The organism is Bathymodiolus heckerae thiotrophic gill symbiont, assembly GCF_900128515.1.
Taxonomy (GTDB): Bacteria; Pseudomonadota; Gammaproteobacteria; order PS1; family Pseudothioglobaceae; genus Thioglobus_A.
The window spans coordinates 20,419-31,302 of sequence record NZ_FQTP01000013.1 but is presented as its reverse complement, the minus strand read 5'-3'; the positions used below and the strand labels follow the sequence as shown (position 1 = coordinate 31,302).

Here is a 10,884-nt window from a genome sequence, read left to right as displayed (position 1 = left end):
CACTTGAATATATTGAAGTGTTTTATAACAAAATTAGGCGACATTCAACGATTGATTATTACTCGCCTAATGATTATGAAAAGAGGTTTTATCGCAACAATATTCCCTAACTTAACATTAAGCCTTTAAGGCTTAAGTTAGGGCTTGGAACAAGTTCCAAGTTGGGGCTTTGCTCCTTCGTAGCCTGACCTTGGGTGCAAACCTCAAAAAAGATTATTGATACAGAAAAATAATGCGTAAAATATTAGTTTGGTGTCCAGTCAAGTGGGGGAGTTTCATTGTGTCCCTTTAATTCAAGAAGTATGCTAGCTAAATTATTTATATAGTAACTTTTGACTATATAATACTTTCAACTGAAAGCTCAACCTTTTTTTACCCTCCTTCATTATTAAACAATCAAATATTATGACTGACACACCACTAGTAATCGCCGGAAAAACTTATCGTTCTCGCTTGCTGGTTGGCTCAGGAAAATATAAGGATTTATCTGAAACAAAACTGGCAACTGATGCAGCAGAAGCTGACATTATTACCGTTGCGATTCGTCGTACAAATATCGGCCAAGATGCAAACGAGCCAAATTTGCTTGATGTTATTACTCCTGATAAATATACAATTTTGCCCAATACTGCAGGTTGCTACACGGCTAAAGATGCAGTACGCACATGCCAGCTGGCGCGTGAGCTTTTAGGTGGTCATAATTTAGTTAAGCTTGAAGTTTTGGGCGATGAAAAAACCTTATATCCAAATATCGTAGAAACTTTAGCAGCGGCTAAAACCTTGGTAGATGATGGTTTTGATGTGATGGTTTACACCAGTGATGATCCAATCGTTGCTAAAGAATTAGAAAATATTGGCTGCTGTGCGGTGATGCCGCTGGCCTCCCTTATTGGCTCAGGCCAAGGTATTGCCAATCCGGCAAATATCAAGCTAATTAAAGAGCAAGCGAACGTACCAGTATTAGTTGATGCGGGTATTGGTTGCGCTTCAGATGCTGCCAAGGCGATGGAGCTAGGTTGTGATGGTGTACTGATGAATTCAGCCATTGCTAATGCACAAGACCCTGTTCTGATGGCAAGCGCTATGAAGCACGCTGTGATTGCGGGTCGTGAATCTTACTTGGCTGGCAGAATGATGAAAAAGGCTTACGCCTCTGCTTCATCACCAATGGAAAATTTAATCTAAATAGCGATGGGCGACTCACTCTGGTTTATCACCTTGTTACAAGAAAAGCCATTAGTCGGCTTTGCTATTGGACTTGTATTTCTAGCCTTTATGTTTGGCTCTAAAAATTTAGTTGTTTATTTTTACGCTAAAAGCAAAGAAAATAAATCCAAGAAAAAATAAGGCCTAATCTAAAAAGCTTTCAGGCTCTTTTTCTTCTTCAGGTTTTTTAGTTCTTTTTGCAGGCTTTGCAAGTACTTCTAAGAAAAAATTATCCAACCCTTCGTCATGCGCTTCTGCAATAACTTTGTTAATTTCAGATACATGGATAACACTAGCTGATGCTTCATCTGCACCAAAACGACAATCAAAATCCCAAAAATCCATATCTTTAGGTAATGGTTTATTACGCTCGCGCTTAATGTATTTTTTAAGCTCATGCTTTATAGCATCAGCTACTCTTGGTCTTTTCTTTTTAGGATGTGCGAAGCTAAATGTTTTTTTCATGATGAATCTTGATGAGAATAAGAAACCCATTATATTGTATTATGAACTTAGGCTATTCAAATAAGTTGACAAACTATAAAATAGATTTATGGATTTTTCAAAAAAATTATCAGTACTTAAACAAAATCATTTGTATCGTTCCAGAAAAGTGTCGGAAAGTGCGCAAGACACACAAATTGTTATCAATGGAAAATCAGTGGTTAATTTCTGTTCAAATGATTACCTGTCACTCGCCAATCACGGCCAAGTCAAAGAAGCGCTCAAACAAGGGGTTGAAGCATTTGGTGTCGGATCTGGCGCCTCTCATTTGGTTAGTGGGCATACGCGTGCACATCATGATTTGGAAGATGCACTTGCTGAGTACATAGGTCAAGCTCGAACCCTACTATTCTCAACTGGCTATAGTGCAAACCTGGGGATTTTTTCCGCCCTTAAAGATGAGCTTGATTGGATATTACAAGACAAGCTTAACCACGCCTCACTGATTGATGGCAACCAACTAAGTGGATTACCCTTGCGGCGTTATTTGCATAATGACATGGCGTCACTGAAGAAAAAAGCGAGCAAGCAATCAGGCCAAGGCATGATTGTGGCTGATAGTGTATTCAGCATGGATGGCGACCGAGCAAATATCGATGATTTGCAAAAAATCGCAAATTTTTCCAATGCAATTGTCATGCAAGATGATGCTCACGGATTTGGTATATTTGAGCCAAATATTCCTAAAAATTCTATCTATATGGCCACTTTAGGCAAGGCAGCAGGCACAATGGGCGCTTTTGTGGCTGGAAATGATGATTTTATCGAGTTTTTAATCCAAAAATCTCGCCCTTACATCTATACAACCGCTATTTCGCCAGCAATTTGCGTAGCGACACTTAAAAGCTTAGATTTAATCAAACAAGGTGAGCAACAAGCCAAATTACTCACCAATATTGATTTTTTCCGAAATTTTTCAAACGCTCTTGACTTACCAATATCAAATTCTCACAGTGCCATTCAACCACTGATTATCGGAGACAGTGAAAAAGCTTTAAAAATTAGCCAAAGTCTATTTGAACAAGGATTTTACGTCGGTGCCATTCGCCCACCAACCGTACCCAAAGGCACAGAGCGACTGCGCATCACTCTGAATGCTAATCACACACAGAGTCAAATTGAACAACTGCTAATGTGTATTAAAAATGCTTTATAGTCAAACAACAGGTACAGGCCCTGATCTTGTTCTACTTCACGGCTGGGGATTTAATTCAGAGCTGTTTAATGATTTGGTTGAAAAATACAAAGACCAATACCGCATTACCAAAATTGACTTACCTGGCCATGGCAGGAGTGGAGATGTCGCTGGTGGGCTTGACGAGTGGTGTGATGAGATTATCAAAATCTTACCTAATAACCCCATTCTGTTAGGTTGGTCGCTAGGTGGGTTATTAGCCATTAACATTGCCACAAAAATTAAAATATCGAAATTAATTCTAGTAGCTTCAACCCCAAATTTTGTACAAAACTCTAATTGGCAATACGGCATTGATGCGGATAATTTTTGCCAGTTCTCTAGTGCACTAGAACTAAATTTATCTAAGGGTTTAAAGCGATTTGTCAGTTTGCAAACTAGCGATAAAAAACAACTAAAGGCTCTAAACCAGACAATTGATCAATATCCTGCAAGTATTCAAGCGCTTAATCAAGGGCTGGAAATATTGTTAAATACTGATTTAATTGATAAATTTGAACAGCTTGAAGTGCCAATTCAAATCACTCTGGGTGAGCGAGACACGTTAATACCCGTTAAGATTAGTAATTGGTATAAACAACAAATGCCCACAATACTAGAAACGGGCCATTTGCCTTTTTTACATCCTAACTTCTCCTTATGAATAAAGCCAAGTCAGTCGCCCCAGTGTTATTAATATTTTTCTTGATTTTTTGGTTGGCCTTAGCTATTAATCCACTTCATCGGAATATTTGGTTTGCAGAAAATATCATTCTGATTGTTTGTATTTCTTACTTGGTATTTTGCTACCCTTCTTATCAATTTTCCAATACATCCTATTGGCTTATATTTGTTTTTTGCATCTTACAAACCATTGGCTCACACTACACTTATGCAGAAGTGCCGTTAGGTTTCTGGGTGGCAGAGCTATTTGACATACAAAGAAACCATTTTGATCGACTGGTACATTTTGCATTTGGATTCTTAATTGTTCTACCATTCAAAGAAAGATTCGGAAAGATCGTTAATTTTTCAAATCGTAGCGTTGAAATCTTCACCCTAGTTATGATTTTTATTGGCATTGGTGCAAGCTATGAAATATTGGAATGGTGGTATGCCGTTATCTATGAGCAAGACAGTGCATCCAATATGTTTCTTGGCTCTCAGGGTGATATTTGGGACGGCGAAAAAGATGTATTCCTAGCAGGCGTTGGTGCGTGGTTATTTTTAGCTTTTGCCAATACCAAGAAAAAATTCTTATAATTTTTTAACTTTATTCTGCTGCTCTTTTAAATTACCAATATAAGCATCAGCATCGCCGTAATCAATAAAGTCCCAATAGCGATCGTGCGGGTTTTTTACTTTTCTTGCATGTTTGACTGGGCACCAAAATTGTTCTGTCATAGAGGCTAATTCACCCACATAACTCAACAAACCATTAGCATAACCACAATAAATACAGTTGATTTTTTCAAAGATATTGAGATATCCAAGTTTGTGTCGATCAATCACGATATAGTCACTTCTTTTAATTTTCTGTACTTTATAAACTGGAAAGCAAACAGCTTGATATAAAAATGCAAATAAGTCTAATAACAATAATGGCACAATCAGTGAATAAATAATGGGTGCGGTGATAATAATCAATGGGTTAGCATTAAATAAATAGCGCAAACTACCTGTCTTTAGTCTTTTATGTGCATTAAGTAAAGTCCTTTCAAAGATGACTCGTTTTTTATTAAATTGATAATTAAATTTTTTTCGCCTAGACTCAACATCTATTTCTAAATTTTGTTTAACCTAGTTAAATTGATCGATAAGGTCTTAAATGGTTGGATTTGGCATTATTAGTCAATAATTAAAATAAACAAGTCTTTGATTTTAACTGACTATATCTACCCCATTGCTATCTATATAGGTACTATTTGAGTATAATTTCCATAAAGTTACAATCCTTGGAGGAGGCTATGAGTGCAGTTGTTGGTGTTATTATGGGGTCAAAATCAGATTGGCCAACCATGAAAAATGCAGTAGAAATGCTTGAGCAGTTTGGCGTAGAGCATGAAGTTAAAGTAGTGTCTGCACATCGCACACCTGATCTAATGTTTGAGTATGCATCCACTGCACTTGATCGTGGCCTTAAGGTGATTATTGCTGGCGCTGGTGGTGCCGCTCACTTGCCTGGAATGGTTGCTGCAAAAACCATTGTGCCAGTACTTGGTGTGCCAGTTCAGTCTCGTGCACTTAGTGGTCAAGACTCATTACTGTCAATTGCTCAAATGCCTGGTGGTATTCCTGTTGGCACATTAGCTATTGGTGAAGCAGGTGCCAAAAATGCAGGGATTTTAGCTGCTCAAATTATTGCTAACGAAGACGAAACTGTTCGAGCTAAAGTAGCGGCATTTAGAGCTAAACAAACACAAGATGTTTTAGACAACCCAAACCCGGCTAGTTAATGAAAATTGGCGTACTTGGCGCAGGCCAACTTGGCAGAATGATGGCTATTTCTGGCTACCCTTTAAATCATCAATTTGGTTTTTCTGGTAATTCTAATGATGAACCTTCGGCACTTTTAGGGCATATGTTTGCTCTAGAGGATAATGCTGATAATATTGAATCACTCGTGGCTTTTGCTGATGTCATCACTTACGAAAGTGAAAATACAGATGTTGAAATTGTTAGAAAGATTAATAAGGATATTCCAGTTTATCCTGGTGAAAAATCTCTATTTACCACTCAGCATCGTGGCCGTGAAAAAGCTTTATTTGACCAGCTAAACATTCCTTGTGCGCCTTATCAAATAGTAAATACCTTGGAAGAGCTCCAGCAAGCCGTCAGCAAAATTGGCCCGCCTGCTATTTTAAAAACAACTACAGAAGGCTACGACGGTAAAGGTCAGTTTTTAATGCGTAGCGAAGACCAAATTAAAGAAGCTTTTGATAGCATGAATGGTGTCGAATCAATCTTAGAAGGGTTTGTTAATTTTAAACGCGAATTGTCTTTAATCGCTGTGCGCGGTATTGACAATGACCATAAATATTATCCATTGGTTGAAAATACGCATCATGACGGAATCTTAAGGCTTACTATTGCGCCTGCGCAAAATATCGATCCTGAGGTTCAAAAAACTGCCGAGCATTATATGCAAACCTTATTAGATGAAATGGATCATGTTGGCGTACTGACCATTGAATTGTTTGAAACAAATGATGGCCTTGTGGTGAATGAAATGGCGCCACGTGTGCATAATTCTGGCCATTGGAGTATTGAGGGTGCCGACACTTCACAGTTTGAAAATCATATTCGTGCTATTACTGGCATGCCGCTCGGCGATACAAGCCCGACACATACAGTTAGTGCAATGGTAAATATTATTGGAAAAATAGGTCCAACTAATATTGCACTCAATATGGCTAATGCTCATTTGCATCTGTACGATAAAACTGAACGTGATAACAGAAAACTTGGGCACATCAATATTACTGCCAACTCTTTAACAGAGCTAGAAAATAGTATTCAGCAGCTAAGCGATTTTTTACCGAACTAAATAAGGATTAACATGTTAGAACAATACAATTGGCCCTCGGCTATGCTTTATCATCCAACGGGTGACCCGATCAACATCAAGCCTATTGATGATAACGAATCATTCGGTACAGATGAATTAGAAACTTTTATTGGCGGCCCGATTGGCAATATTAAACTTGATAATGGCATGCTGGTGATTAACGACAAGGGTGAAGAAATGAACCTGCCATTGAATGATATGGCGAGTAAAAATGACTATTCTTTATATGGAAATGTTATGTTTGTGCCAAAGATTATTCAAGCTAAGCCGATTAAATTTGATATTAAAGATCTCTAACTAGATCTCTATCACGCTAGGAAAAACAGATATTAGCAATAAGATTGCCATGATGCGGTTAAACACTTTGTAGTGAAAATCAGTCTTAATCAATTTTTTCATTTGTGAGCCTAAAAACAACCAAGAGCCATTACAAGGGAAAATAGCAATAAAGAAGCTTAGTGCTAGCAAAAGTGTTGCTTCTTGTATATTGGCACTTGTGGTAAACACACCCACACCACTAAATATCATTACCCAAGCTTTAGGATTAACCCATTGAAACAACACTGCCTGTAAAAAAGTTAGCGGTTTGGCGCCACTACCTAATATTTTTTGTTTAACCGTAGTAAATAGCTTATAAGCTAAAAACAGCAAATAACCCAATCCTGCTATTTTTACAAAAGTATGGATAGCTGGCGTTGCTTTAATTGCTGTTTCCAGTCCAAATCCAACAGCAATTAACATCATTGGAAAGCCGATTGCAATACCCAATAAATGAGGAATAGAGCGCTTGATTCCAAAGTTTAATCCAGAAGCAAGAATCATAATATTATTAGGACCTGGAGTGATCGTCATCACCACAGTAAACAAAAAGACTGACAGCAAGTTATCCATGTTAATTGTTAGCCAAATTCTTTTTCTAGATAGTCTTTAATTACTGCTGATTCATACATCCAACTAACTTTACCATTCTCAGTAATTTTTAAACAAGGCACTTGCACTTTGCCCGCTTCTTTAAGCATTTCCTCACGATAGATGCCGCCACGAGTTTGAGCATCACGCGTGACAATTTTAATGTTTAGGCATCTAATAACGCGTCGTGACATAATACAAAATGGACAAGCAAAGAATTGGTACAACTCAATATTTTTAGCCTTATTGTCGGCCGCCTCTTGTGCCTTTACATCTCTTTTAACTTTTTTTACTGGAATGAGTCTACTGATAAGTGCAATCAATACGCCAAGACCGTTTCTAAATGCTTTTAATAATAATTTCATGATTTTATTTCCTATTTTGATAAGCGGTTAAAGTGTTTTCAAGTAGCGTTGCAATGGTCATGGGGCCAACACCGCCTGGTACAGGCGTCATCCAACTGGCATTTTGTGTGGCTGCGTCAAAATCAACATCACCCACTAGCTTTCCAGTTTTTAATCGATTAATACCTACATCAATCACTACAGCTCCTGGTTTAATCCAATCACCTTGAATCATTTTAGGGATTCCCACTGCTACTACAACCACGTCAGCCTGCTGAAGTTTGCCTGATAAGTTGGTGGTTTTACTGTTGCAAATTGTTACTGTTGCACGAGCATTTAAAAGCTCCATAGCCATCGGTCTGCCGACAATATTGGATGCACCAACTACGACACAATTTTTACCTACTAAATCAATACCCGTTATTGCCAACAGGGTCATCACGCCTTTGGGTGTACATGGGCGTAAATAAGGCTTATTTTGCATCAGCTTGCCAACATTTTCACTATGAAAGCCATCGACATCTTTTTCAGGAGAAATCATCTCTATGACCAAATTTGCATCCAAATGACTTGGCAATGGCAATTGCACCAAAATACCGTCAATTTTATCGTCATTATTTAGACGTTGAATTTCGTCAAGCAGCTGTTGTTGAGTAATATCAGCCGGCTTGTTAATTTTTTCTGAATAAAAACCTACCTCTTTACAGGCGTTATCTTTATTGCGCACATACACGCTCGATGCCGGATCATCGCCCACCAAAATAACCGCTAATCCTGGCGCTCGATCTAAACTTTTAACTTGCTTTGCAATGTCATTACGTAAATTTTGTGCAATTTTTTTGCCATCAATAATGTTCATTGTTAACCTTTGTTACTTGGTGCTAATGCACTTATCACTCTATCTAAATCATCTTGCGTATCAACACCGAAACCTGTGTCACCACAAGCATTCTCTATGTGGATATCAAACCCTTCATTTAAAACAGTCAACTGTTCTAATTTTTCCACCTGCTCAATGCGTGAACTTGGCATTTGCAAATATCGCGTAATAAACTCACTACGGTAAGCGTAAATACCAATATGTTTATGACACAATAACAAGTCAAAATCTTGCTCATCTCTAAAATAAGGAATTGGTGAACGAGAAAAGTACAAAGCCTTGCCAGCTTTATCAAAAACCACCTTAACGCAGTTTGGGTCTAGATATTGATCCTTATCAAGCACAGGCTCACACAATGTTGCCATCTGTAATTTACTTTTATATAAATTATTTGCCACCTGATCGATCACTTTTGGATCTAGCATCGGCTCATCACCTTGTACATTGACAATAATTTCATCATCAGCAATATTAAGCTCATTTAACACCTGCGCAATTCTTGAAGTGCCAGAAGTGTGCTGATCACTCGTCATACAAACAGTTGCACCAAAACTCTCACAAACCTTGCGAATGCGTTCATCATCAGTGGCGATGATCACTTGAGTAGCATTGCTACTCATTGCGTTTTCATAGGTAAGCTGAATGAGCGGCTTACCGTAAATGTCTTTTAGGAGCTTTGCAGGTAGTCGACTTGATGCATAGCGAGCAGGAATGATGACACTAAAATTCATGCTAATCTAGCTTTCTGGCTTCTTCTTCCAACAATACCGGGATACCATCTTCAATTGGATAGGCCAAACCGCTAGCTTTACAGATCAGCTCATCACCTACTTGATCCAATGGCGCTTTAGATTTAGGGCAAACTAAGAGTTTTAATAGGACTTCATCAATCATAATTTTGTATAGAGTTCATTCAAAAAATCCTTGCTAATATCAAGATCTACTTTTAAGTAATACATCTGATCATTGGCAAAGTCCCTACATTTTACCCAATCTTTAGCAGTCATGATTATTGGATGGTTATCATTGAACTCTAAATCATCTGATCGGTATTGATAATGATCTGTAAAAGCATGTTTTTCTACCTGAAGCCCAAACTCAGTTAATGTATTAAAAAATCGATCTGGATGCCCAATGCCGGCAACACCGTGACAATATTGAGCAGAGAAATGATTTAACGGAAATTCATCACCACTTAATAAGTGAGTAAATGTAGTTGGCATAAGCTGGGCAGAAATCTCACCAGGAGACATGTAGCCATTATTAATAATAAAATCAACCTGTTTAAGTCTAGATTGTGACTCTCTTAGAGGGCCAGCTGGCAGAAAAAACCCATTACCAAAACGCCTATTTCCATCAATTACCGCAATTTCCACTGTCCTATCCATGGCGTAATGTTGAAGACCATCATCACTAATCACCACATCAACTTGATGCTGAGAGATTAAATCTTGAACCGCCTGAGAGCGATTCTTGTTAATCATTACAATTGCATCGGTTTGTGCGGCAATTAAGAGCGGCTCATCACCTGATAAAGACGCCTTGGTATTAACTTCCACCAATAAACTCCCAGAATCATGTGAGCCGCCATAACCACGTGACACAACACCCACTTTCATGTCTTGTTGCTGAAGATATTCCACTAGTTTAATAACCACCGGCGTCTTGCCGCTACCACCAACGGTGATATTGCCCACCACCACAACAGGCACCTCAAATTGGTTAATACGAAAAAACCCTGTTCGGTATAGAGTTCGACGTATTTTACTTAATACATAGAAAATACCGGAGATCGGCAACAATAAATAATTAACAAGCCCCCGAGTGTTTAAATCCATTAATGTTTATTTAAAACATTCATTATCATTTTCAAACTTCTTTTCAGTGAATCTTAAAAACCCCGCAGCAACCGTTAGAATCATAATAGACACAACCATAATCAACACATTGAATTTATCAGTAGCTACTAACCCTTTCATATCTATAACCATGAAACGTGTGATGGCCGTGATGGCAATAAAAATCAAGAAAATTACCGGCAATCGGTGCGTTTTAAAATAAATGCCCGTCATTGCACCCAATTCTAAATAAATAAATAACAGCAAAATATCTTTAAGAGAGGCAAAGCCAGAGTCATGCTGCATGATGATTAAATACTCACCAATTGCTGACCATACAATCGTACCTCCAATGACAAATAAACCTACAACGTGAAAGACCTCAATTAAAAAATCTCCCAATTGATCAACTCTATCTTTTAATGTTACCTCTGTCATTTTCTCCCCTCGATATTTAGCGT

Annotated in this window: 17 protein-coding genes; 8 read left to right on the top strand and 9 right to left on the bottom strand. The window is 38.1% G+C overall.

Annotated features, from left to right (window positions below):
* Window positions 1-405 precede the first annotated feature (405 nt).
* Together BTHERMOSOX_RS03050 and BTHERMOSOX_RS03045 are read left to right on the top strand one after the other, a co-directional pair.
* The gene (locus tag BTHERMOSOX_RS03050) at window positions 406-1,185 is read left to right on the top strand and encodes a thiazole synthase (RefSeq protein ID WP_171004633.1); all 780 of its coding nucleotides are present in this window, start codon (window positions 406-408) and stop codon (window positions 1,183-1,185) included.
* 6 nt (window positions 1,186-1,191) lie between these two features.
* On the top strand, window positions 1,192-1,347 hold the full coding sequence (locus BTHERMOSOX_RS03045; RefSeq protein WP_171004632.1) for a hypothetical protein: 156 nt from the start codon (window positions 1,192-1,194) through the stop codon (window positions 1,345-1,347).
* Window positions 1,348-1,350: 3 nt separating this feature from the next.
* Here BTHERMOSOX_RS03045 and BTHERMOSOX_RS03040 read toward each other — a convergent pair whose 3' ends face one another.
* Window positions 1,351-1,671: a DUF6172 family protein gene (locus BTHERMOSOX_RS03040; RefSeq protein ID WP_138119309.1), complete on the bottom strand. Its 321-nt coding sequence runs from the start codon at window positions 1,669-1,671 to the stop codon at window positions 1,351-1,353.
* Between the two features lie 88 nt (window positions 1,672-1,759).
* Here BTHERMOSOX_RS03040 and BTHERMOSOX_RS03035 point away from each other — a divergent pair, with 88 nt between their 5' ends.
* Genes BTHERMOSOX_RS03035 through BTHERMOSOX_RS03025 form a run of 3 tightly spaced genes read left to right on the top strand, consistent with a single transcriptional unit; the run spans window position 1,760 to window position 4,147 of the window.
* On the top strand, window positions 1,760-2,866 hold the full coding sequence (locus tag BTHERMOSOX_RS03035) for an aminotransferase class I/II-fold pyridoxal phosphate-dependent enzyme (protein ID WP_138119307.1): 1,107 nt from the start codon (window positions 1,760-1,762) through the stop codon (window positions 2,864-2,866).
* Window positions 2,856-3,548: an alpha/beta fold hydrolase gene (locus BTHERMOSOX_RS03030; RefSeq protein ID WP_138119305.1), complete on the top strand. Its 693-nt coding sequence runs from the start codon at window positions 2,856-2,858 to the stop codon at window positions 3,546-3,548. The genes BTHERMOSOX_RS03035 and BTHERMOSOX_RS03030 overlap by 11 nt, the downstream gene beginning before the upstream one ends.
* Window positions 3,545-4,147 carry a DUF2238 domain-containing protein gene (locus tag BTHERMOSOX_RS03025; RefSeq protein WP_138119303.1) on the top strand — a complete coding sequence of 201 codons (603 nt, stop codon included), beginning with the start codon at window positions 3,545-3,547 and terminating at the stop codon, window positions 4,145-4,147. The genes BTHERMOSOX_RS03030 and BTHERMOSOX_RS03025 overlap by 4 nt, the downstream gene beginning before the upstream one ends.
* Here the strand turns inward: BTHERMOSOX_RS03025 and BTHERMOSOX_RS03020 are convergent.
* Window positions 4,142-4,558, bottom strand: a complete 417-nt coding sequence (locus BTHERMOSOX_RS03020; RefSeq protein WP_249360586.1) for a hypothetical protein — start codon at window positions 4,556-4,558, stop codon at window positions 4,142-4,144. The two genes, BTHERMOSOX_RS03025 and BTHERMOSOX_RS03020, sit on opposite strands and share 6 nt — an antisense overlap.
* A 293-nt stretch (window positions 4,559-4,851) precedes the next feature.
* Between BTHERMOSOX_RS03020 and purE the strand changes: the two genes are divergently transcribed.
* The 3 genes from purE to BTHERMOSOX_RS03005 are packed head-to-tail and all read left to right on the top strand — an operon-like array spanning window position 4,852 to window position 6,749.
* Window positions 4,852-5,340: a 5-(carboxyamino)imidazole ribonucleotide mutase gene (gene purE, locus BTHERMOSOX_RS03015; protein WP_138119299.1), complete on the top strand. Its 489-nt coding sequence runs from the start codon at window positions 4,852-4,854 to the stop codon at window positions 5,338-5,340.
* Window positions 5,340-6,431 carry a 5-(carboxyamino)imidazole ribonucleotide synthase gene (locus BTHERMOSOX_RS03010; RefSeq protein ID WP_138119297.1) on the top strand — a complete coding sequence of 364 codons (1,092 nt, stop codon included), beginning with the start codon at window positions 5,340-5,342 and terminating at the stop codon, window positions 6,429-6,431. The genes purE and BTHERMOSOX_RS03010 overlap by 1 nt, the downstream gene beginning before the upstream one ends.
* Before the next feature lie 12 nt (window positions 6,432-6,443).
* Window positions 6,444-6,749 (top strand): hypothetical protein, encoded by a 306-nt coding sequence (locus BTHERMOSOX_RS03005; RefSeq protein WP_138119295.1) that lies wholly within the window; start codon window positions 6,444-6,446, stop codon window positions 6,747-6,749.
* Here BTHERMOSOX_RS03005 and BTHERMOSOX_RS03000 read toward each other — a convergent pair whose 3' ends face one another.
* The 7 genes from BTHERMOSOX_RS03000 to BTHERMOSOX_RS02970 are packed head-to-tail and all read right to left on the bottom strand — an operon-like array spanning window position 6,750 to window position 10,861.
* Window positions 6,750-7,343 (bottom strand): LysE family translocator, encoded by a 594-nt coding sequence (locus tag BTHERMOSOX_RS03000; protein WP_138119293.1) that lies wholly within the window; start codon window positions 7,341-7,343, stop codon window positions 6,750-6,752.
* A gap of 8 nt (window positions 7,344-7,351) precedes the next feature.
* Complete coding sequence (locus BTHERMOSOX_RS02995) at window positions 7,352-7,726, bottom strand: glutathione S-transferase N-terminal domain-containing protein (protein ID WP_138119291.1); 375 nt, start codon at window positions 7,724-7,726, stop codon at window positions 7,352-7,354.
* Window positions 7,727-7,730: 4 nt separating this feature from the next.
* Window positions 7,731-8,564 (bottom strand): bifunctional methylenetetrahydrofolate dehydrogenase/methenyltetrahydrofolate cyclohydrolase FolD, encoded by an 834-nt coding sequence (gene folD, locus BTHERMOSOX_RS02990; RefSeq protein WP_138119289.1) that lies wholly within the window; start codon window positions 8,562-8,564, stop codon window positions 7,731-7,733.
* 2 nt (window positions 8,565-8,566) lie between these two features.
* Window positions 8,567-9,316 carry a 3-deoxy-manno-octulosonate cytidylyltransferase gene (gene kdsB, locus BTHERMOSOX_RS02985; RefSeq protein ID WP_138119287.1) on the bottom strand — a complete coding sequence of 250 codons (750 nt, stop codon included), beginning with the start codon at window positions 9,314-9,316 and terminating at the stop codon, window positions 8,567-8,569.
* A 1-nt stretch (window position 9,317) separates the two neighbouring features.
* Window positions 9,318-9,479, bottom strand: a complete 162-nt coding sequence (locus BTHERMOSOX_RS02980; protein WP_138119285.1) for a Trm112 family protein — start codon at window positions 9,477-9,479, stop codon at window positions 9,318-9,320.
* Window positions 9,476-10,423 (bottom strand): tetraacyldisaccharide 4'-kinase, encoded by a 948-nt coding sequence (gene lpxK / locus BTHERMOSOX_RS02975; protein WP_138119283.1) that lies wholly within the window; start codon window positions 10,421-10,423, stop codon window positions 9,476-9,478. Before lpxK ends, BTHERMOSOX_RS02980 begins: the two co-directional genes overlap by 4 nt.
* Window positions 10,424-10,429: 6 nt before the next feature.
* A complete protein-coding gene (locus BTHERMOSOX_RS02970; protein ID WP_138119281.1) occupies window positions 10,430-10,861 on the bottom strand; it encodes a phosphate-starvation-inducible protein PsiE in 432 nt (143 codons plus the stop codon).
* Window positions 10,862-10,884: the final 23 nt, after the last annotated feature.